We start from the raw sequence: 21,478 nt of genomic DNA, 5'->3' as shown, positions 1-21,478 counted from the left end.
AAATTTATTTTTTAGGTAAGATGGTTTACCTCCCCCTCACATTTTTAAACCATCTTACAACGATTAGCTTATTAGATAAGCTAATCCTCCCCCTCATTTAAACATTAAATAAAAAAGCAAGTTACTTATAGTGCGGACGTAAGCAGCTTGTTTTTTTATTGCCCTAATGCGGCTTCTATTTTATTCTTAATTTTTATTATATTGTTTTTATAAAAAACACAAGTCAAAATCCCCACACATATAGCCTAAAAGAGGCAGAAATATTATACACAATCTATATTTACTATTTGACGTAAAATTTTTTTCATTGTAAAATTGCATACAGTTGATGAAACAATTAAAGAGGTTTAGTTTATGGATAAGTTCGAAGTTCTAGCAAGGATGTCAGCAAACTCACTGTTCATCTACGATTTAGCGAATGATACCTTAGAATTTACTGGTAATTACAATAATAGACTTCACGCAAAGAGACACTACGAGCATTTTGTAGAGACCATAAGTACTAATCCATTGGTAGAGGGAGATTCAAAAGAGGGTTTTGAAAAACTTTTAAAGGACACTTGTAGCCAGGGGCATATAGTATCACAAAATTTATCGCTACTTACTCATGAGGACAAATACGAGACATTTTGCGTAAAGACATTTTATTTACAAGAGAATAATGAAATTTTAGGCTTTTGCCGCAACATTGAATTCATAATGAGAGCAGATGCTGACTCACTTACAGGCCTTTATAACAGGTCAGGAATTGAGAAGCAATTAGATGACATTTTAGCTAATACATCTAAGGATTCAATCACAGCCTTAATTATGATTGATCTAGACAATTTCAAATTAGTCAATGATACGCACGGGCACTTAGTGGGGGATGAGGTCTTACGTGACATTTCCCAGATTTTAACAGATAGTTTTAATAAGAATAGCCTTATTTCTCGAATTGGCGGAGACGAGTTTTTAGTCTGTTGTCATTCTATGACTAACATTATAGAATTGATTGCTAGTGTTAATAGCTTTATTAAAAATGTATTGCTATATGGTGGCAACCGTTTTGGAATATCAGCTAGTGCCGGTATTGCTATTACAACAGAGCCAATGCCATTTCAAAAGCTATATAACCATGCGGATGTGGCAGCTTATGCCGCTAAGAATTCCGGCAAGAATACCTATAAGATTTATGACACAAGCATGGAAGCCAATAAGTATATGGACATAACAAGCATTAATTATCTCTACGATAACAGAGATAATAGAGAGGCTTTTACTAATACTGAGACAAGAACTAGTTCAACAACTAACTACTTGCCTCTTATTACAGCAATTACAGAAATCAACAATAAAAATATTGATCCTAAATATAAGATTGAGGAGACTTCAAGACTTATTGTTAATTTCTTTAAAACCGACTGTGCTTATGCTAACTGCTTTTATCCAGATGGCAAGGGATTACTTACTTCCTACTGCTATTCAAGAGATACTAGTCGTGGCATGACAGTTGAGACAGATTTTTCTTTAAGTAAGAAAGACTTTGTTAAGAATTTCGATGAAAAATCTATCTTCTTTTGCTCAGATGTCAAAAAGATTAATGAGCCCCTTAGATCAGAGTTTTTAAAGAAGCATACATCCTCATTTTTACAGGTTCTTATCTTTGATGATAAAGATAGGGTTATAGGATTTCTAGGGGCTAATTCAAAGGAAAAACGCCTTTGGAACCAAGATGAAATCGATGTAATGATTACAATTTCTAAGATTATTACAAGAACCGTTAGAGAATTACATGAAGATTCAATGCACATTTTAAAAAAAGGACTTAAAAAGATCCCATGTTAGCAATGGCTAGCATGGGATTTTTCCTTTATCTAATTAGCTAAAATTTATTACCTCTACATTAGTTACATCTACTTTTCCTTATGGATTCTTTTATATCTTAATCTCTTAAAGAAAAGCTTATCTTGAGTAATTCTTTTGATTATCAGTCCTATTCCTGCTGCAAGACATATTAAAAGACCTATAAGGGCAGATACTGCTGCCTGCTTGTTATAGCTAGCACTTTCTTCCTTGGCATACTTTCCCTTAGCTGTAGTTGCAGTACCACTTTTATACTTAAGGTCTACCAAGCTATCATTTAGCTCTAATTCAAGCCTTTCTTCCTGTGCTAATAACTTTTCATCACTTGCATCATTAGTTACTACAAGCTCTGCCTCAGTAGCTACTGCTTCTTGGTCTGCTGCCACATTTTCAGTTGTGGTGTCTGAAATGGTGCTAGCATTTGTATCACTACCAAGTACAATGGTTGCCATGGAACTAGTTGTAGTCACACCTCCTGAATGTTCTGAATAATACTTGTTCTCTGCTGCTTCTACATCTGCTGCAGTTCCTGCATGAGCTGAGTCGTAACTATTTGAAGAAATGCCAATTCCGTAAATATCTGATAACATGTTAGTTCCAAATAGCAACCAACTATCACTCTTATAACCGGCACCATAGGTACAATCCACATAATACCAGCTATTATTTACATAAACTGCATTCCAAGCATGACCAACTCCTGTATTTGTAAGACCTGTTACAATGTAGCAAGGAATACCCGCTTTTTCCATAATATACTGGAAAGCTGATGCATAGCCTGCACAGACGCAGTTATTTGTAATCAAGGCATCATAGGCATTTCCCCTAGTGTAAGAATAATCATAGCTAACATTATTCTTAAACCAGTTAAATACATTTTTAACGGTCTCAACATTAGAACCCGCTCTACAGCTTGATAGAATCGCATTAGCCTTCCCGTCAACGGCGCTTCTTTCGCTATCTGTTAGATACATTTGAGTTGTGGTGTCAGTCTCAAAGCACATAACCTGATAGCCGCCAATCGTTGCATTTCCGGCTGTTGTTCTAATTGTGTACTTATATGCAATACTAGCAAAAGAGCTGTAAAGGCCAGACCTGTTAACTAAATATGAAACTAAATTTTCCCCCGCGCTATCCACATAAAAATAGCTTTCATTAACCGTTCCGCCATTTGCATATTGATTCTTTAGTACATTAATTAAATCGCTTTTCTCAATATAAGTGTATCCACTAGCTTCATAAAACTCAGCAAATGAGTTGTACCAAACGCCATTAATATTGATTTTGCCATTATTTTTACTTCTTGTTTCCTCTGTAGTTGAGCTTGATTCTTGAATGCTTGTTGTCTCTGCCGCACTAGATTCTGCATAGGTCGACTCCCCAGTCGTCTCAGAGGTGCTTGACTCCATATCAATGATTACAGTCTCACCCTCTGTTGCATAAACTCTAGTAGCTCCATAAATACTAACAAGAAGAAAAATAGCTATCCCTAATAGCGCATGTGTTCTTTTTACTCTCTCCATAATTATCACACTTTCACGCTTCTAATTTTCCCTACTCATCCGCCAATACATTTTTACTTATACTTAATCCCCATATCTTAAGCCTGCAGACTCAGCCGCACGCTCTAAAATGTCGCAAACTGAAATGGAATGGGATAAAGACTTATTAACCTTATCGTAGTCATCCTCTTCAATTGCCTTAATAAAGTCTTTAAATTCCTGAACCATTCTGTGATGAACTGGCTTAGGTCTAAACTCTTCCTTCGCGATATTTTCCCCATGTCCTATGAAAATGTCTAGACCACCTAAAGTGTTTGCTTTATCCGGAACCTTGAAATATCCCTCCTCGCCTTGAACCATAAGAAATGATTCGCTGTCTGAATCCTTACATGCCACAAGTTCAGCCACAAAATCTTTATAAACTAGTAAAAGTGTACCGGACACATCAATGCCGTTAAAGCCCTTATTTGCTACATATAAGACATCTTCTGGCTGACCAAATAAGCCAACAACAAAATTAATGTTATAAACATTAATGTCCATTAGTGCGCCACCGTAAGCCTCAAGTGTAAAGGATGGTGCTGGATAGCCTTCCTTATATTTTTGATATCTTGAAGAATACTGCGAAAAGTTACACTGAACCATTCTAATTCTTCCAAGCCAAGGAAGTGTCTCCACGGCCTTGGCATAAGTCTCATTGTGGAATACTGTCATTGCCTCAAAGATAAATAAATGATGATCTAGAGCAATGGATGCTAAATCCTTTGCCTGCTCTGCGGTAGCTGTAAATGGCTTTTCCATAATTACATTTTTACCAGCAATTAAGGCAAGCTTAGCGTAGTCATAATGCATGCTATTAATGATACCAATATAGACTGTGTCTGCATTTGTCTCAGTAAGCATCTTCTCATAGTCTGTGTAGACCTCCATAATGCCATAGTCATCTGCTAAAGACTTAGTTCTATCAAGGCTAGTTGGTCGTCCCCAGATGGAAACCACCTCTACCTCTGGTACATCCTGTAATGCAAATAAGCACTCCGTTACAATTTTTCCGTTACCTACAATGGCTAATTTCATAAATCAGTCTCCTTTACATTCTTAAAAGTTTAGATAATCTCTTTGTTCATAAACCTCCGTCGGTATCTCAAGCCCCTTAGAATCTAGTTTTCTAATAAGGTTATCTACCTGACTTACTTTATCTTTATGTGCAATTACAAACCTCTTCATGCTCTCTGCATATTGAGGGTTCGACATTAGGCCCGTTCTTATTTCCTTTGAAAATGTGCAATAGTTGGCAATTATGCCTCTTGCCACCTTATTTAATCTAAGAGAGCCATTTCTTTCATACTTCATATAAGAAAGATAGTCTGCTATAAAAACCTCTCGGTAATTATTATTATGTTTTTTAAGGGCAGTTCTAACCTTCTCCTTATGGTCAGAGGAAAGGCTAGAATTCTTTTTATAAAACTGAAGATAGTCACAATACTCTGAAGTAAGCGATGGGTCCTGAACGTTATTCCAATAAACGCCCTGAACGGTTTTACATAGTTCCCATCTAAATTCTCCACAAAGTTTTAAAACTGTATCCTCTAAATCCACCATATGAAAGATGGATATTAACATTCTGCCAGGAGTATCCCTTTTCCTGCCTTCAATGTCCTGCCACAAAAAGCCTCTGCTGCCTAGGTTTGGCATAAGTATTACATAAGGAATAATCTCTTGGTCCACAAAGAATTTAGTTATGCCAAGGTCTGCATTGGCATATACTCTTTCCCTATAAAAGACGCTATAATCCGTCTCTCTTACCTTATTTATTACCTTAGTAATTGTAGCCACGTCCACATAGGCTAAATCTAGGGGCTTTATTATATTTGCCTTATCAAAAATAGGAATATAAGTTGTAACTCTTCCGTAAGTTACTCTATTACCAGAAGCAAACATATTTCTAATCTCAAAGTCTAACTTAGCTTCATTACTAGTTAAAAGCCTGTTATACTCCTTCTCATCAATATCTCCGCTTCTCTTTTTCTCTTTTAAGTCCCCTTCAAAGTCCAAATCAAAGTCGTTTCTTGAAGGTGGCACTTCACCGTTATATACCTTTATAAGCCAGTCATAAGCGGTTAAATACTTGCCCTTCTCATCTGCTTCCCAAAGCTTAGCAAATTTATAAAGAGTCTTTGTATTATCCTCTCCTGCTAAGTCTTCGTCCACAAAGCCAAAGTATAAAAACATTCTTGCTTCCACTGGCATATCGGTAATTAAGCTGTTTAGAAGTACAGCCTTATATAAATCAAGATAATCTCTTCCAATATCTTTTCTTAATTTTCTTATGTGATCTGTAGATTCGAATTTATTTTCAATTTCTTTATAGTTATTTACATTTACCTTAAAACGTCCTGCAATCTCGGCATCTAGGCCAGAATAGTGAAGGATTGTATCTAGGGCATTTTTAATTGCTGGTGCATTTTCAATATCCTGGGCCTCGTTTCGCTTATTCTCTTCAAATCGAGAACGAAGTAGGACAAATTCCTGTCTAAAACTTAGAGCATGTCTAACAAGCGCCTCATTATAGAGGTTTAAATCCTCCATCTCATGAGAAAACTTAATTAAAAGTTCATCCGCCATTAAGATAACACCCTTTGCTAACTTAGAATCAAGGGCAAAAAAGCTATCGTTTAGCTCCTCTTTATGCCTTGCTAGAGCGTATATAAAATCATATTGCCAACTATTAGCATTAACTTCCTTTGCTAGTGCAGCAATCTTTCCCAAATCCGTAAAATCTCTTGGCTCCTGCCCTAGCTGCTTACAGATTTTAGGGTATTCTTTTAAATTGTCCATAAGCTGTGTGTATTCCGTGCTAACTCTCTCATACTGCTTAGTTACTACATTTGCAGAAAGTAAAACCGCATCAATAGCAGTTCTTGCTAAGATAGGCAATATCTTTTCGTTAGCATCTAAAACCCTTTCCACATCTGCTAGACTGCTGTAATTGTAAGAATAGTAACTACCCTCAGTTTGGGCTACGTAGCGGAATTTGTAGCATTTTGCAATCTCTTCACCAATGCCAATAATACTGCCGGCCTTAATGACGAAATTACCTTCATTACAATCCGTAACCTTAATACTACCCTTAGTTACAATCTCCATTGTGGAAATGCTATCGCCTACATCATGAATCACATCACCTGCTTTAAACTTCACGATTCCCATATTAATGCTCCTAATCGCCTCTATTTAATCCTATTAAATTCTCTCAAAAGTCTAAGTTTATTATATATCTATAATTGTTTTTATGCAAATAGATTGGTAAATACAAGTGTATAGTATAAGGCTAAAAAAAATAATGGCACAAAACTGCGCCATTATTCATTACTATTCGTTATTGAATTGTTTGTCTGAGAACTGCTATCCTCATCATCAAATTTAAGCTGACTAAAATCAATTAAATCTGCCATTGTAAATACTGTAGGTGTAAAGGCTTCAGTAAAGGCCTTTCGCATCTTCGCATAATCCTCTGAATTTCTCGAAGCTCTAAATAAAAGCGCGGTATTTCTAGCATCAATTAAACCATCATGGGCTTTACCTTGGAAGGCAAGGCCACTTAAATCCACAGCCTTTGATAAGGACATGATATGGCTTAAATGGAGCTCCTTCTTAAATTCATTCTGATAATCTATCCAGTTGTCATACATATAGTTAAGTCCTGGATCTGTGTCAAACTCAACTAATCCCTTGGCTTTTATTTCATGGAGTAATTGAGCCTTGTCACAATCGCTCCACGAATAAATCTTATAGTCGGAACCACACCACTTTATAAATCTTCTTAGTACATTAGCAAATGTATCTGCGCCCGAAACGTCAGCAGTAGTAATGCCAGTTAAATGCACAAATTTCGGCTCTATAATGGTATTATACTGAGGCTTTACGTATTCTTTGAATTCGTCCTCAAGCTCATATTTATCATCTAATTTAACAGCACCAATTTCAATGGTTTCCTGTCTACTAATTTTAATAAAGTCTTTATGTTCCTTAGCCACATTATTCATTTCAAGATCAATAAAAATATGTTTCATACGGCCTCCGAAGCATTTTTTAAATATATAAATAATTGTATCACAACTTAAAGGCCGCCTCAATTATTCTTTCCAATGAAGTCTATGAAGTTCACCCTCTAAACTCAAATCAGTAAAGCCCTGCTGTCTCATGGCCTCATAGGCAACAATAGCAACTGAATTAGAAAGGTTTAAAGATCTAATATCCCCAAACATTGGAATTCTTACGCAAGTGTCCTCGTTATCAACAAGGATTTCCTCTGGAATACCAGCGCTTTCCTTACCAAACATAATATAGGCATCTTCCTCATACTTTACCTGTGTATATGTCTTATGCGCCTTTGTAGTTGCCATATAGATCTTAGCATTAGGATTCTTATCTAGAAAATCCTGATAATCTCTATAAACTGTGACATCAAGCTTGTCCCAATAATCAAGACCGGCTCTTTTTAAAGTTTTATCATTGATAATAAAGCCAAGAGGCTCTATTAAATGTAAGCGGGCACCAATAGCCACGCAAGTTCTTCCGATATTTCCTGTATTTGCAGGCATTTCTGGTTCATGTAGTACTATATTTAACATTAAAAACTCCTTAAAATTTATTCCCACATGAAATTATACTCGCAAATAACAAAAAAGCCAAAGCTATTTTACTAACTTTGGCTTTAAAATAAACTAATTGAAATCTAAGTTATTCTGTCTTTACAGCAATATCAAGTTCCATGGCTGTATCGTTTTCATAGCTGAGTGGAATACATATATTCTTTGTATAATTCTGAGTAAGTTTCATTGCACCTCTGCATAGAGTTGGTGGTGTAATATCAATACCAATACCCTTAGTAGAAAGAATTGTTGCTGCATTACCCATAATCATATTACCAAGCTCTGAAATCGCACTTGTAGACATATCATCAAGTTCAGCTACTGGCATGCCCATCATCATCTTTGAAGCTACTGTTAAAGCCTTCTGATATGTAAGAGCAATAAGCACCTGACCTCTCATTTCCCCTGTGACACCAATCATAATAATAACTGAATCACCCTCAAACTCGGTTGTCTTTACATATGGTTTTCCTACCTTAAGCTCCATCTGACAGGCATCCTTAAAAATGCTTACTGCTGCCATAAGAAAAGGGTTGATGTAATCTACGTTAATATCAGCCATATATATATCCTCCTTCGGATTAATTTGATTCTCTTGTTACTTTATTTCAAAACAAATCCAAGTAAACCATTCATCCAAGCTCAGACCCTAACTTACTTAGACTCTAATTCTGAAATAAATTCTTTAATTCTTCCTAAGCCTTCTTTTAAGTTGTCTATTGAGTATGCATAAGATATTCTAAGGAAACCTTCACCACAGTCTCCAAAGGCTGTACCTGGCACTACTGCTAATTTCTTCTTCATAAGAAGCTTAGTTGCAAATTCATCTGATGTCATACCGAACTTTTTGATTGAAGGAAATATATAGAACGCCCCAAATGGTTCAAAACATTCCAATCCCATCTCCTTAAATGCATTCACAAGATACCTACGTCTCTGATCGTAAGCCTCCACCATCTTGTCTACATCCTCATCACAATTCTTCAAAGCTTCCACAGCTGCGAACTGACTATTAGTAGGAGCACACATAATAGCAAACTGATGTAATTTAATCATCTGCTTAATAATAGGTGTTGGTCCACATGCATAGCCAAGTCTCCAACCAGTCATGGCAAAAGCCTTTGAAAATCCATTAATAACTATTGTTCTTTCCTTCATTCCAGGGAATTCTGCAATAGAAACATGTCTTTCTTTTCCATATGTAAGCTCAGAATAAATCTCATCTGAAATTACAAATAAATCATGTTTAATTATTAATGGGACAAGTTTCGCTAATTCATCTCTATTCATTATAGCACCTGTTGGGTTATTAGGGAATGGTAAAACTAAAATTTTTGTTTTATTAGTAATATTTTCCTCTAACTCTTCAGGAGTTAATTTGAAGTCATTCTCTGCCTTAAGATTGATAATTACTGGCTTTGCATCTGCCATAACAGCACAAGGTAAGTATGATACATAACTTGGCTGTGGAATTAAAACTTCATCTCCTGGATCCACCATACATCTAAGTGCCACATCAATAGCTTCACTACCACCAACTGTGACCATAGTCTCATTAATTGGATCGTATAATAAGTTATATTTTCTCTTAAGGTAGCTACAAATCTCGATTCTTAGTTCCTTAAGACCTGCATTAGATGTGTAAAAGGTTCTACCCTTCTCTAATGCATAGATACCCTCTTCTCTTACATTCCAAGGAGTATCAAAATCAGGCTCGCCTACGCCTAATGAAATTGCATCCGGCATCTCACTAACAATATCAAAGAACTTTCTAATTCCTGATGGCTGGATGCCCATTATCTTGTTTGAAAGTGGGTTTCTCATGGTGTCACTAACATCCTTTCGTCCTTATTCTCTGCCTCAAATACTGTTCCATAATCCTTGTACTTCTTTAATACAAAATGTGTTGAAGTACTAAGAATTGATTCCATAGGGGCGAGCTTCGCATGAACAAACTGTGCCACCGATTTCATAGACTTACCTTCTATAATTACAGTGAAATCAAAACCACCTGACATTAAGTAAACGCTTGTTACTTCTTCGTAGTTATAGATTCTTTCTGCAATACTATCAAAGCCTAAGCCTCTTTGAGGTGTAACCTTAACCTCAATAAGAGCTGTAACCTTCTCATCATCTGTCTTATCCCAGTTGATCAAAGTATTGTAACCACAAATAACATGTTCTTTTTCCATGTCTGCGATTTCATTTGCAACCTCTGCATCTGATAAACCTAACATAATTGCCATGTCATGAATGTCGATACGACCATTCTTTTCTAGCATATTTAAAATCTTGTCTCTCATAATTTACATCCTTCTCTTATAACTTTAAAAACTAGATAATCTAGTTATTAATCACTTTATAAATTTCATCCTGTCCTGGCATTTCAACAAATCTTTCATCTGAAAGGCTTCTTAATATTTTTTTGTTATCACTTTTAAAGCAACCAACTTCAAAAGCTTTCACATTCTTTTCGTTTAATATATTTACTATACCATAATTTCCTGAATATGTCACTAACAAACTTCCGATGGATTCCATCTCATAAGGGTTAATAGAAAACATTTCACAAATCTCGATTATCTCTTGCCTTACAGGAATTTTTCTGATATCAACTTCAAATCCAATGTGATTCTTCTCAGCAATATTCCAAAGGCAGTCAATTACGCCACCCTCAGATAAAGAGTATACATTTCCCTTAATACCTTCTTTTCTAAACTCTTCATATACTAAATCAGAAATACTAGTTGTATCTAATTCCTCTAATTTAGCTAGAGCCTTATCAAGAACATCTCTTGTATATCTTTTAAGGATTTCCTCTTCCTTCTCCTTAATCACACGTCTGATACCACTTAGTCCTATAACACCAATAGCCACAATTACATCCTCTGGTTTTGGTTTATAGCTTTCAGTAAGTTTAAAACTTTCATCAGTTTCTACTTGTGCATGACCTAAACCAAAGACTGTCACTATTGGTTTAATCGCTCGTGCACTCACCCTGACATCTGTCTGGGCAATAGTTATATTAAAATGTCTGCACTGCTCCTCAAGATCATTAATGATTTCCTTTAATCTAATCTCTCTAGATGCAGCATCCATTACTATATTCACAGTTACATAATCAAGCTTAGCGCCACTAGCCGCCAACTTATTGGCCACGTCATAAACCGCCATTGGCTTAGAGCTAAGGCTTGTTACTACATTTGCATTATCAAGTTTTTTAGTTGCAGCTTGCTGACCTAAGTAAGCTCTTTTAATTTCCTTACTCTGACGGTCTTTTATAAGCTTAAAAACAGATCTATCAAAAATAGAACTCTTAATTCTTCCTAAATCCATGTTTCCTCCACTTATCGTTGATTGTTAATGTATTTGTATGCTATACTTAAAAAAAATGATGTGATGACCTTTTAAGGAATCAACGAATAAAGCATAGGAATAATCATTGCAAGAACGAGTATTACTACGACAATTACTAGAATTTTTTTATTTTTCTTATTATTAAAATTTATCATACTACCTCCGAGGTGACATTTATGAGATTATTACTACCATACATCTTCGTAATGATTGTAATCTTTAATTTTTTACTTAGACGCGGTTCTAATAAACAAGAACAGCGTACCAAAGCCTTTTGGGATAAGGAATCGAAAGCGAATCTTACCCGAAAACAAGACATAAGCAAGTTAAATTATATAACAATTCCTAATAATCTTCCACAATTAAATGAGGGGGATGCCCAATTTGACCTAGCGGTGTCAGAAAATAAAACTTTAATGCGAAGATTTGAGGAACTTGAAAGTTTAAGAGAGAAAAAGATACTTAATCTCTCCTCTATTTCCAATACAGATTTGAAAATGGAGTACGGAGCCGCTAATTTAACAGAATTATCAAGTTATGATGACAATTACACCACACTTATTAAAAATCTATCCACTATTGGACATGAATTAATTAATCTAGGTTTTAAGGATAAAGCGGCTATTTATTTAGAAACAGGAATTGAACTAGGAACAGATATTAAGTCAAATTACTATGACCTAGCAAGTTTATATATAGAAACAAACAATGATGAAAAGTTAGCTTACCTCATAAAGAAAGCGGAAGAGCTAGAATCTATTAATAAAGAGGTAATCATTGAACAGCTACAGGAAATGTCTGATAAGAGAAAGGTGATTTTATCAGATGACTACTAACTTAAAAATAATAATCAAAATAAAAAAAGAGGCGGTAAACTCATTTGTTTACCGCCTCAAAATTTTATGAACTTTAGTTGCTTAACTAACGCTTAATATGTTAACCGCTAGTATTACCCTCTGTGCTTGTGCCCTCTGTACTGCCGGCTTCTGTGCTATTTGCTTCAGTGCTTCCACTTTCTGTACTGCCGTCCTCGCTACTAGTGGTCTCTACATCCGTAGAACCAGATTCACTACCTGTTTCAGACTGACCTTCACTATTGGTCTCAGATGGGCTCTCTGTCGTTGTTTCAGGCTCCGTAGGTTTAGTCGTGACGACTAAAGTTGCCGCTTTTGTTATATATCCATTCCTAGGATCCACAAAGCTATAAGTAACTGTGTAGCGTCCAGGAGAATGAATCGCTGTCCAGTAATCTACCTCATTTCCAGAAGAATTCGTTATTACCATAGATAGATTAGCATCATATCCGATACAGTTTTTACCTGTTGCATTCTCTCTTAAATAAGCTGCGTAATCGCCACCGTCATTATTTGCCGGCAAGCTATTACCATTAAGGTCACAGCCTTCAATTAAACTAAAACTATCTCTCTTTAAACTAATATACGGGTCTTGCATACCCTGAACCTGATAATTTCCATAGCTAAAGAAAGCAATATCCATATCACACCAACCATCAATACCTGGAACAGTATCAGTAACACCATACTGCCAAATATCATAAGGAATATCTGGATATTCTGGAACTGAATTACCATAATCCCATGCTGTAGATGTGTAATAATAGGCATTGTAATATGTTGCAAGCCAAGTCTTATACTTGCTTGTAAGTTCTGATGTATTAACTGCATTTCTCCAATCATTACGGTTAAAGTAAATCATTGGAGTATATCCATAACTTGAAATTACCCCAGCAAAGGTATTACAAATATCAGTTAGCTGCTGTCTTCCTAGCTTTCCTGACACTCTATATCCACTTGCTGATTCCCAGTCAAAGGCTACTGGATAAGTAATCTGATATTTTCTAATAAGCTGAACTGTCATAGATGCTTCTTCATAAGCTTCTTCAACTGTTAAAGCCTGTGAGAAGAAATAAACACCTACTTGAATTCCGTTTGCTATAGCACCTTGAATGTTTTTTTCAAACTTTGGATCTTCATATAAGGTACCTGCCTCGCCTGTAGATCTACCTGCACATTTAATAATGGCAAATTTAACACCTGAAGCAGCTACCTGTGACCAGTTAATGTCACCCTGCCATTTTGAAACATCGATACCCTTTACGATACCACTAGTTTCATAAATGTTTGTTGAATTGGAAGCAGTTTCTTCTACAACCTCACCGGTTGGTGCATCATTTGTAGAATCATCTGCTCCAATATCCAAATCTTCATAGTTAATAATTTTAACGGGTTGAGAAGTATTTGAAATCATATCTAGAATAGCCTCGTCGTTAACTTCTTCCCTTGATGCGTAAACCTCTTCATTAGAAATAGTGTCGGCATCGTCTGTTGAATACGGAAGGACTGCATTAAGCAAATCCCCATTGGACACGTCTGCTGCCACTTCAGTTGCTGCTTTGGCTGCATTTTTAGACTCATTATGAATAGTAATTGCCGCTACAGTACCACCTACTGCCACCGCAGATGTTGCAATTACAACACTAGAAGCTATTGCCACTTTTGTTCCCACAATACTAGTAATACTGTGACTTAGCGCATTAACCCCCAACTTAGTCTTTAGGCCCTTAAGAAATGTAAGAATAGTTCCCTTCATAAACCCAATCGCTCCTAATATTATTTTATTGTATACGAAATGTATAAAAATATTATATACTATGTCCCACTCATTTGCAAAAACTTTAAAAAATATTTTAAGGGTAGTCTAGCATACTATAAGTTCACTTGTAAAGCATAAATAGTACTACACTCCTACCTGTATAGTATTTTGGTATTGATATAGTCTTATTTAACAAAAATTATCAGCAATATGTATTTTTTTATAGTATAATAATATACATATTTATGGTTTAATTTTAATACAGGAGGCATAGGAATTATTATGAAGACAAATTATTTCGACCTCACAGGTCAGGTTGCCATTGTAACAGGATGCTCAACAGGTTTAGGCGTTCAGCTCGCAAAGGCTCTTGCTAATCAGGGAGCAAATATCGTTGCATTGGCTCGTCGTAAGGAATTAATCGATCAGGTAGCTAAGGAAATTGCTGAAGAATACGGTGTTAAGACACTTGCAATTCCTTGCGATATCACAGACACAAGTAAAGTAGAAGCAGCCGTTGACCAGGTTTGCAAGGAATTTGGTCGTATCGACATCCTTATAAATAATGCAGGTACAGGCGCAGTTGCACCTGCTGAAGAAATTACAGATGAGCAGTTTGAAGGCGAATTTAACATCGATTTATTCGGTTCCTTCAAGATGGCTCGTGCCGTAGCTAAGAAGGCAATGTTACCTGCTAAGTACGGTAGAATCATTAACATTGCTTCAATGTATGGCTTAGTTGGTAACAAGATTGCTCCAGCTTCTCCATATCATGCTGCAAAGGGTGGCGTAGTTAACTTAACTCGTGCACTTGCTGCTGAATGGGGTGAGAAGGGAATCAATGTAAATGCCATCTGCCCTGGCTACTTTGAGACACCACTTACAAAGGAAACACTCGATTCTGAGTACTTCCAGGAATATGCTAAGACAATGATTCCACTTTCAAGATATGGTAAGGAAGGCGAGCTTGATACAGCAGCAATCTTCCTTTCATCTAAGATGAGTTCATATGTAAATGGTCTTATCTTACCAGTTGATGGTGGTTACACAGCTCTTTAACACAGTCGGAGTACAAGCTCCGACTGAGTTAAACGCTCCGCGAGGATGCGCACGGATTCGGACAGGAATTTGTCTGCTGAACCAGACCCGAATCCGGCGCGCAAGACTCGCAAGCGAGTCTTGACAATTTAGTTTTCATTTTAACTTTTTTCTTTTCACGGCCCCGGCTAGATATTTCTAGTCGGGGTTTTTTGCAGCAGGCTAATAGTCAGGCAGATTATATTTTGAACGCAGTGTAAGCAATCCCCCGCTTCAAAAGCGTAAGCTTTAAGCGGGGGTATAAAGTTTACTAGTGTCAGAAGGGATTAAAATCTTATTATTTTCAATAAACTATGATATAATTTAAATAGTATTGAAATATACCCTTACATCCTATGCAAAGGGCTATTTTACATGTTTAAAACCAAAGGAAGGAAGTGATTGTATGAATTACGACGTAATCATTATTGGAGCTGGTCCTGGTGGTATTTACTCAGCCTACGAATTAACTAAACTATCTCCTAACTTAAAAGTGGCGGTTTTTGAGGAAGGCCACGAACTTGCAAAGAGGCACTGCCCTATTGATGGGGACAAAATTAAGTCCTGCATCCACTGCAATAGCTGCTCTATCATGAGTGGATTTGGAGGGGCTGGCGCATTTTCAGATGGAAAATATAACATCACTAACGACTTTGGTGGCACTCTTTACAAATACATCGGTAAAAACAAGGCCCTAGAGCTTATGGAATACGTGGACAAGATTAACCTTGAATATGGTGGGGAGGGCACAAAGCTCTACTCTACTGCAGGCACAGGTTTTAAGAAGCTCTGTATCCAGAACGGACTTCACCTACTAGATGCCTCTGTAAGACATCTAGGCACTGATATAAACTACATCGTCCTTGGGCATCTTTATGACTATCTAAAAGACAAGGTGGATTTTTACTTTGATACAGCCGTTGAGACTGTGAAGGCCCTTGAATCTGGCTACGAGATTGTCTGTCCTAAGGAGAGCTTTACTTGTGGAAAATGTATCATAAGCGTAGGTCGAAGCGGCAGTAAGTGGATGGAAAAGGTATGTAAGGAGCTACACATTAGCACACTATCTAATCGTGTGGATTTAGGTGTTAGAGTTGAGCTTCCAGCTGAGGTTTTTAGCCACATTACTGATGAGCTTTATGAAAGCAAGATTGTCTATCGTACTCAGAAATACGAAGATTTAGTTCGTACATTTTGCATGAATCCAAGGGGCGCTGTGGTAAATGAAAACACAAACGGTATTGTTACAGTTAACGGCCACAGCTACGAAGACCCTGAAAAGCAGACAAATAATACAAATTTTGCCCTATTGGTAGCAAAACATTTTACTGATCCTTTTAAGGATTCCAATGGATACGGTGAAAGTATTGCTAAACTAAGCAACATGCTTGGGGGCGGCGTTATTGTTCAGAGATTCGGTGATTTAATTAGGGGACACAGAAGTTCTCAGTCAGATATTGACGAGTCCTTTACAACTCCTACACTGAATGCTAGCCCTGGCGACTTAAGTCTTGTACTTCCAAAGCGAATTCTAGATGGCATTATTGAGATGATTTACGCCCTTGATAAGGTGGCACCTGGTACTGCCAATGATGACACACTCCTCTATGGCGTGGAGGTTAAGTTCTATAACATGGAAGTGTTAGTAGATGAGCACCTTGAAACAAATTACAAGGGGCTATATGTAATTGGTGATGGTAGCGGAATTACTCACTCATTATCACATGCATCCGCTAGTGGCGTTTTCGTTGCAAGAGAAATTGCAGGTTAGGAGGTCTTATGGGATTTTTAGATGATATCTTAGATGGTTACGAAGATAAAATGAGGCATGAAGGTTATGATTTTAATCGTGACGGACATATTGATAGGAAAGAGCGTGCTTTCTACGAAGAAGATTTCGAGAAGGATTTTAGACGTACTTATAATCTAGATAATGATGATGACGACGATGATGACTGAATGTTTTCTTTACCGGATGAGGCAGATGATAACAACTACAATAAGGCTTACCTTAATGCTTACAACAAAGAAAAGGCTGAAATCAAACAAAAAGATGATTATCGTACTGCCTATGAACTTCGACGCTTTAACTATCTTAAAGAAGACGCTAAAAGGCTTAACTCCTACAATTATTATCTAAAAGATATGACTAATGCAGAGATTGATAATAGCCCAAAAAGAAAAAAGCTTCTAAGAAAAATTCTTAGTATTAAGGGTTACAGCTATTTTAAATATTTATTTATGTTTAAAGTAGATAAGGCACGATTCATTCGAGAAATCGGCTTAGATCCTGAATGTTTTGGAATTTATCAAAGATTGGATCAAGCCCTAAAAAAATATTATTACACCTGGGAAGATTGCGATAAATTAAGCACTATGGAGCGATATTACCTTGTAATAGATAAGCCAGAACTTGTGTCACTTCGTTCATAGGTAAGTAGCGAAGGGGATTTAGAATGTCCGCTTTACGCTATAAATAAGAATAAATAAAAAGCACTCAAGGATTTGATATGTGTCCAGTAAAGATGGTATATATCAAAATTTCTTGAGTGCTTTTTTATTATATGAAATTAAATCTAAATCTTAATCTTAATTAGTCTTCCTTAACGCTAACTAATTCGATATCGAAATTAAGTTCCTTACCAGCTAATTCGTGGTTAGCATCAAATACGATATCTTCTTCAGTCTTCTCTGTTACTCTAACAGCTACAGCTCCGCCGTAAGCGTTCTGTAAATAAGCCTGATGACCAACTTCTAAGTCTTCAGAACCTGGAAGGTCCTTAATCTTTAACTTAATGATGTTGCTTTCGCTTGGCATACCGTAAGCTTCTTCAGGTGAAAGGTGGATTGAAACCTTATCTCCAACTTCCATATCAACTACTGCCTTATCAAAGCCCTTAATCATCATACCAACACCAGCTAAGAACTCAAGTGGCTGTCCTCTATCATAAGATGAGTCAAACTGTGTACCATCATTTAAAGTACCCTTGTAGTGAACTCTTACTGTCTTACCAGCGTTCTTACCTTCATAGATAACTTCTGGCTCACCAGAACATCCTGAACAGCTCTCGCATGAACCGCTACATTCTTCTTCAGAATCGTCGCAGTTACATTCCTTCTTTTCTTCTTCCTTAGCCTCTTCATGGTGATCATGATGTCCGCAACCATGGTCTCCACATGTATGCTCTTCGCCACCGTGCTCATGATCGTGATGATCACAGTTAGCACCTGTTGAAACTAATTCACCCTTTAAGTAGCTCTCTACTGCTGCATCTGTGTTACCTTCTGCACCAGCAATAACCTCGATACCAGCTTCTCCTAAAGCGTTAAGAGCGCCGCCACCAAGACCGCCACAAATAAGAATATCAACGTTCTGATCCTTTAGTACACCAGCAAGTGCGCCATGACCTGCGCCATTAGAGCTGATTACTTCGCTTGAAAGAACCTTTTTATCTTCAACTTCGTAAACCTTGAATTCTTCTGTCTTACCAAAATGTGGGAAAACATTGCCATTTGAATATGTTACAGCTATTCTCATTACAAATCTCCTTAAAACAAAAATATTATCTTTCCTATTCTACAAGATTTGCGAAGAATTCTCAATAGTTGTTATCTTTAATGCATAATTATTTGTGAAAATATATCTCTGAAGCTTACTCCTACACCCCTACTGTACTTTATTTACTGCAGTTGAGCTTGAATCAGTAGCAGTTATGCTAAGGCTTGAAGATGCAGAGCCTACAAAGACAGATTTTCCTGATAAATCCTGATTAGTAATGCTCATAACAACCTTACCGCCGTTAGAACCTGATTTGCCCCACTGGTTTGTACCCTCAGCAATCAAGAAATAATCATCTGTTGAGGCACTATTAAAGGTGTTGCCATTAAGGGTGATTTCAGCGCTAATATTTGTAATATAAAACATTGGAACGCCCTCAGTTGTTACAGTAAAGGTTGAATTTGTAGCTGTGAAGTAATCTGTACCATCACTTGCATCCCCTGAGAAACTTTGATAGATGAAGATTCCACCTGCATCTATCACGTGAGATGAGCTATTTGACTCGGAAGTACCGGTTCTATTACCACTACCTGTACAACTAAATACGCAGCTGTCCACATTTGCCGAACTTCCGCCCTCAACAACTACCATCTGAGCATTGTTTGCCACACCTGTTGAATTAGAAACATTGATTGTTCCTGTTGAGTAGACAAGTGGTGAACCTGAGCTATTGGTTTCAAGGGTCATATTTGTGGCATTTACAGTTCCGCCACCTCTATCTGTTGCAAGGCTAGCGCATGACGAGCCTTGAGTTGTAATCTTTACTGTGTCTGCATTAATTGTGCCCTCGTAAGTTGCGTGAAGACCTCTTGAGCCTGCACTTCCTGTAGTTTCAATTTCACTATTTAAAATGTTAACTGTTGCCCCGGCTGTACTAACTACCGCATTTGAGCCATTTGCCGCAGTGGAAATGTATGCATACTGAATTGTTGCCTCAGAGCCTGAACCTGCAACAACTATTCCACTGTTAATGCCATAGAAATTATAGTCATCTCCCACCTGTCCTGATGAGGCAGCAGAGCCTGTCTTGGTAATTCCTACGTACTTGCTTGCTGTACCTGTAATTGTAAGCTTACCGCCATTTACAACTAAAAATACTACCTGATCTGAAGAGCTTGATGCTGACTCATAAGCACCAGCACTAATCTCAACTTCTACTCCATCAATAAGGTAAGCTGCACTAATAGTCTTTTTTGTACCACTAAAGGATACGCTTGCCGAACCTGAACTAATAGTGTTTCCGTTAACATCCTTAACTTCTAACTTTTCGGTATCTACTTCGTAGCTAGTCGCTGTTGCTGCTACGGACTCTGTTGCATTTTCACTAGTCTCCTCAGAAACCGCTGTTGTTGTCTCACTATCGCTAGTTGTTGTCTCTTCGCTCTTACATGCTGTAAAGCTGAAAACTAATAAAAGTGATAATGTTACCGCTAAAATTTTTTTCATAGAGTTCCTCCTTAACGCTATACATTTGATATTAAATTGTATAATCTTAAATCTAATTGGATTATATTCTAAAACTATGGATATTTTATGAACGAAAGAGAATTTTGAGAAATAATATCATATTTTATTATTAAGATTGATTTTTTTCTTATACTATTGTATTGTAGACTTAACTTAAAACGAAAGTGGTGAACAATATGGTACTTAGCAACACGGACATACTAATCATAGGCATCTTGATTCCTTTTCTTGGAACAACTATAGGTGCTGCGATGGTTTTTCTGTTTAAGAATGATACCATGAATCCTTTGATTCAAAAGATCATGTCAGGTTTTGCGGCAGGCGTTATGATGGCTGCCTCTGTCTGGTCTTTACTGATTCCTGCAATGGAACAATGTGAACCAATGGGCAAACTTGCTTTTGCACCTGCATTAGTGGGTTTCATGCTTGGTATTTTATTCTTACTTTTAATCGATTTTATACTCCCTCATCTTCACGCAAATAGTGATAAACCTGAGGGTTTACATGCAAACTTACCAAAAAGTACAATGCTTGTATTTGCAGTAACTTTGCATAATTTCCCAGAAGGCATGGCCGTTGGTGTAGCTCTTGCAGCCTACATCTCAGGGGAAAGCGCAATTACTCTTTCAGGAGCACTTGCTCTTGCAATCGGTATTGCAATTCAGAACTTCCCAGAAGGCGCAATTATTTCCCTTCCTTTAAGACATGAATTAAAGAGCAAGTGGAAAGCCTTTATATACGGCTTTGGTTCAGGTGTTGTGGAACCTATCGGAACAATCGTTACGGTTTTACTTACAAAGTTAATGGTTCCAATCCTACCTTACCTTCTTTCTTTTGCAGCTGGCGCAATGGTTTACGTAGTTGTAGAAGAATTGTTACCTGAAGCTTCCGAGGGCGAGCACTCAAACTGGTCAACACTAGCTTTTGCCATTGGTTTTGGCCTTATGATGGTGTTGGATGTGGCTTTGGGATAGATTCGGATTGTGTAAATTTCGAAATTGTGAAATATGGCAAATAGGGAAAAGATGGCGAAGCGCGGAGCGCTTTGGCCATCTTTTTTTAGTGGGAGAAACGACTTTTAGGGCGGTTTTGCTGTATATGGGACTGGACTTGCTAGATCGGGGTTTGGTGTCGGGGCGGGGGCTGTGCCTTTTGGGGGCGTTTTTACTTTCCGTAGCCACTACTTGCTAAATTGGAAGTTGGCACTGATTCGGGGCTTTTGACTTTTTGGAGAGAAATTGCTATTTGTGGCCACTACTTGCTAAATTGGGGTTTGGCGCTGATTCGGGGTTTTTGACTTTTTGGAGCGAATCGCAGTATAACAGGCACCCAAGAATTCTTCTGTTAGTCCCGGGAGCACTTCATTTTCGGTTTTTAAATCTCGTAAATTGACTTTTTCACCA

The 21,478-nt window shown here is 37.2% G+C and carries 19 protein-coding genes; 7 read left to right on the top strand and 12 right to left on the bottom strand.

Annotated elements, in window-relative coordinates; translation table 11 throughout:
• The first annotated feature begins 354 nt into the window (after positions 1-354).
• The gene (locus tag BLQ66_RS02205) at positions 355-1,827 is read left to right on the top strand and encodes a sensor domain-containing diguanylate cyclase (protein ID WP_074520722.1); all 1,473 of its coding nucleotides are present in this window, start codon (positions 355-357) and stop codon (positions 1,825-1,827) included.
• 68 nt (positions 1,828-1,895) lie between these two features.
• Here BLQ66_RS02205 and BLQ66_RS02200 read toward each other — a convergent pair whose 3' ends face one another.
• From BLQ66_RS02200 to BLQ66_RS02160, 9 genes are all read right to left on the bottom strand, one after another.
• A complete protein-coding gene (locus BLQ66_RS02200) occupies positions 1,896-3,368 on the bottom strand; it encodes a transglutaminase domain-containing protein (RefSeq protein WP_074520721.1) in 1,473 nt (490 codons plus the stop codon).
• A 63-nt stretch (positions 3,369-3,431) separates the two neighbouring features.
• Positions 3,432-4,424 (bottom strand): Gfo/Idh/MocA family protein, encoded by a 993-nt coding sequence (locus BLQ66_RS02195; RefSeq protein WP_074520720.1) that lies wholly within the window; start codon positions 4,422-4,424, stop codon positions 3,432-3,434.
• Between the two features lie 21 nt (positions 4,425-4,445).
• The gene (locus BLQ66_RS02190; RefSeq protein WP_074520719.1) at positions 4,446-6,557 is read right to left on the bottom strand and encodes a hypothetical protein; all 2,112 of its coding nucleotides are present in this window, start codon (positions 6,555-6,557) and stop codon (positions 4,446-4,448) included.
• 152 nt (positions 6,558-6,709) lie between these two features.
• Positions 6,710-7,420 carry a 3'-5' exonuclease gene (locus BLQ66_RS02185; protein ID WP_051195293.1) on the bottom strand — a complete coding sequence of 237 codons (711 nt, stop codon included), beginning with the start codon at positions 7,418-7,420 and terminating at the stop codon, positions 6,710-6,712.
• A 63-nt stretch (positions 7,421-7,483) separates the two neighbouring features.
• Positions 7,484-7,981, bottom strand: coding sequence for a tRNA (uridine(34)/cytosine(34)/5-carboxymethylaminomethyluridine(34)-2'-O)-methyltransferase TrmL (gene trmL / locus BLQ66_RS02180; RefSeq protein ID WP_027430209.1), 498 nt, complete (start codon positions 7,979-7,981; stop codon positions 7,484-7,486).
• A 109-nt stretch (positions 7,982-8,090) separates the two neighbouring features.
• Positions 8,091-8,564: a chemotaxis protein CheX gene (locus BLQ66_RS02175; RefSeq protein WP_083330230.1), complete on the bottom strand. Its 474-nt coding sequence runs from the start codon at positions 8,562-8,564 to the stop codon at positions 8,091-8,093.
• A 92-nt stretch (positions 8,565-8,656) separates the two neighbouring features.
• Complete coding sequence (locus BLQ66_RS02170) at positions 8,657-9,826, bottom strand: pyridoxal phosphate-dependent aminotransferase (RefSeq protein ID WP_074520718.1); 1,170 nt, start codon at positions 9,824-9,826, stop codon at positions 8,657-8,659.
• Positions 9,823-10,305: an Lrp/AsnC family transcriptional regulator gene (locus tag BLQ66_RS02165; RefSeq protein ID WP_027430206.1), complete on the bottom strand. Its 483-nt coding sequence runs from the start codon at positions 10,303-10,305 to the stop codon at positions 9,823-9,825. Before BLQ66_RS02165 ends, BLQ66_RS02170 begins: the two co-directional genes overlap by 4 nt.
• 40 nt (positions 10,306-10,345) lie before the next feature.
• Positions 10,346-11,338 carry an AIR synthase related protein gene (locus BLQ66_RS02160; RefSeq protein ID WP_074520717.1) on the bottom strand — a complete coding sequence of 331 codons (993 nt, stop codon included), beginning with the start codon at positions 11,336-11,338 and terminating at the stop codon, positions 10,346-10,348.
• A gap of 197 nt (positions 11,339-11,535) precedes the next feature.
• Between BLQ66_RS02160 and BLQ66_RS02150 the strand changes: the two genes are divergently transcribed.
• A complete protein-coding gene (locus tag BLQ66_RS02150; RefSeq protein WP_074520716.1) occupies positions 11,536-12,195 on the top strand; it encodes a hypothetical protein in 660 nt (219 codons plus the stop codon).
• A 100-nt stretch (positions 12,196-12,295) separates the two neighbouring features.
• Here BLQ66_RS02150 and BLQ66_RS02145 read toward each other — a convergent pair whose 3' ends face one another.
• A complete protein-coding gene (locus BLQ66_RS02145) occupies positions 12,296-13,969 on the bottom strand; it encodes a GH25 family lysozyme (protein ID WP_074520715.1) in 1,674 nt (557 codons plus the stop codon).
• Positions 13,970-14,254: 285 nt separating this feature from the next.
• Between BLQ66_RS02145 and BLQ66_RS02140 the strand changes: the two genes are divergently transcribed.
• From BLQ66_RS02140 to BLQ66_RS02125, 4 genes are all read left to right on the top strand, one after another.
• Positions 14,255-15,031, top strand: coding sequence for an SDR family oxidoreductase (locus tag BLQ66_RS02140; protein ID WP_074520714.1), 777 nt, complete (start codon positions 14,255-14,257; stop codon positions 15,029-15,031).
• A gap of 424 nt (positions 15,032-15,455) precedes the next feature.
• The gene (locus BLQ66_RS02135) at positions 15,456-16,820 is read left to right on the top strand and encodes an NAD(P)/FAD-dependent oxidoreductase (RefSeq protein WP_074520713.1); all 1,365 of its coding nucleotides are present in this window, start codon (positions 15,456-15,458) and stop codon (positions 16,818-16,820) included.
• A gap of 8 nt (positions 16,821-16,828) precedes the next feature.
• Complete coding sequence (locus tag BLQ66_RS02130) at positions 16,829-17,008, top strand: hypothetical protein (RefSeq protein WP_074520712.1); 180 nt, start codon at positions 16,829-16,831, stop codon at positions 17,006-17,008.
• Positions 17,009-17,482: a hypothetical protein gene (locus tag BLQ66_RS02125; protein ID WP_074520711.1), complete on the top strand. Its 474-nt coding sequence runs from the start codon at positions 17,009-17,011 to the stop codon at positions 17,480-17,482.
• A gap of 160 nt (positions 17,483-17,642) precedes the next feature.
• Here the strand turns inward: BLQ66_RS02125 and BLQ66_RS02120 are convergent, their stop codons facing one another.
• The gene (locus tag BLQ66_RS02120; protein WP_074520710.1) at positions 17,643-18,587 is read right to left on the bottom strand and encodes an FKBP-type peptidyl-prolyl cis-trans isomerase; all 945 of its coding nucleotides are present in this window, start codon (positions 18,585-18,587) and stop codon (positions 17,643-17,645) included.
• A 129-nt stretch (positions 18,588-18,716) separates the two neighbouring features.
• Positions 18,717-20,054, bottom strand: a complete 1,338-nt coding sequence (locus BLQ66_RS02115) for a hypothetical protein (RefSeq protein WP_083330229.1) — start codon at positions 20,052-20,054, stop codon at positions 18,717-18,719.
• Between the two features lie 197 nt (positions 20,055-20,251).
• Here BLQ66_RS02115 and BLQ66_RS02110 point away from each other — a divergent pair, with 197 nt between their 5' ends.
• Complete coding sequence (locus tag BLQ66_RS02110; RefSeq protein WP_074520709.1) at positions 20,252-21,049, top strand: ZIP family metal transporter; 798 nt, start codon at positions 20,252-20,254, stop codon at positions 21,047-21,049.
• Positions 21,050-21,478 lie beyond the last annotated feature (429 nt).

It is taken from the genome of Lachnospira pectinoschiza (assembly GCF_900103815.1).
Lineage (GTDB): Bacteria > Bacillota > Clostridia > Lachnospirales > Lachnospiraceae > Lachnospira > Lachnospira pectinoschiza_B.
The sequence above is the reverse complement of the archived record's forward strand: the minus strand, read 5'-3'. Positions and strand labels throughout refer to the sequence as shown.

Coding starts and splice junctions, on each gene's coding strand:
- BLQ66_RS02205 (WP_074520722.1), top strand. CDS start 355: ATGGATAAGTTCGAAGTTCTAGCAAGGATGTCAGCAAACTCACTGTTC.
- BLQ66_RS02200 (WP_074520721.1), bottom strand. CDS start 3,368: ATGGAGAGAGTAAAAAGAACACATGCGCTATTAGGGATAGCTATTTTT.
- BLQ66_RS02195 (WP_074520720.1), bottom strand. CDS start 4,424: ATGAAATTAGCCATTGTAGGTAACGGAAAAATTGTAACGGAGTGCTTA.
- BLQ66_RS02190 (WP_074520719.1), bottom strand. CDS start 6,557: ATGGGAATCGTGAAGTTTAAAGCAGGTGATGTGATTCATGATGTAGGC.
- BLQ66_RS02185 (WP_051195293.1), bottom strand. CDS start 7,420: ATGAAACATATTTTTATTGATCTTGAAATGAATAATGTGGCTAAGGAA.
- trmL (WP_027430209.1), bottom strand. CDS start 7,981: ATGTTAAATATAGTACTACATGAACCAGAAATGCCTGCAAATACAGGA.
- BLQ66_RS02175 (WP_083330230.1), bottom strand. CDS start 8,564: ATGGCTGATATTAACGTAGATTACATCAACCCTTTTCTTATGGCAGCA.
- BLQ66_RS02170 (WP_074520718.1), bottom strand. CDS start 9,826: ATGAGAAACCCACTTTCAAACAAGATAATGGGCATCCAGCCATCAGGA.
- BLQ66_RS02165 (WP_027430206.1), bottom strand. CDS start 10,305: ATGAGAGACAAGATTTTAAATATGCTAGAAAAGAATGGTCGTATCGAC.
- BLQ66_RS02160 (WP_074520717.1), bottom strand. CDS start 11,338: ATGGATTTAGGAAGAATTAAGAGTTCTATTTTTGATAGATCTGTTTTT.
- BLQ66_RS02150 (WP_074520716.1), top strand. CDS start 11,536: ATGAGATTATTACTACCATACATCTTCGTAATGATTGTAATCTTTAAT.
- BLQ66_RS02145 (WP_074520715.1), bottom strand. CDS start 13,969: ATGAAGGGAACTATTCTTACATTTCTTAAGGGCCTAAAGACTAAGTTG.
- BLQ66_RS02140 (WP_074520714.1), top strand. CDS start 14,255: ATGAAGACAAATTATTTCGACCTCACAGGTCAGGTTGCCATTGTAACA.
- BLQ66_RS02135 (WP_074520713.1), top strand. CDS start 15,456: ATGAATTACGACGTAATCATTATTGGAGCTGGTCCTGGTGGTATTTAC.
- BLQ66_RS02130 (WP_074520712.1), top strand. CDS start 16,829: ATGGGATTTTTAGATGATATCTTAGATGGTTACGAAGATAAAATGAGG.
- BLQ66_RS02125 (WP_074520711.1), top strand. CDS start 17,009: ATGTTTTCTTTACCGGATGAGGCAGATGATAACAACTACAATAAGGCT.
- BLQ66_RS02120 (WP_074520710.1), bottom strand. CDS start 18,587: ATGAGAATAGCTGTAACATATTCAAATGGCAATGTTTTCCCACATTTT.
- BLQ66_RS02115 (WP_083330229.1), bottom strand. CDS start 20,054: ATGAAAAAAATTTTAGCGGTAACATTATCACTTTTATTAGTTTTCAGC.
- BLQ66_RS02110 (WP_074520709.1), top strand. CDS start 20,252: ATGGTACTTAGCAACACGGACATACTAATCATAGGCATCTTGATTCCT.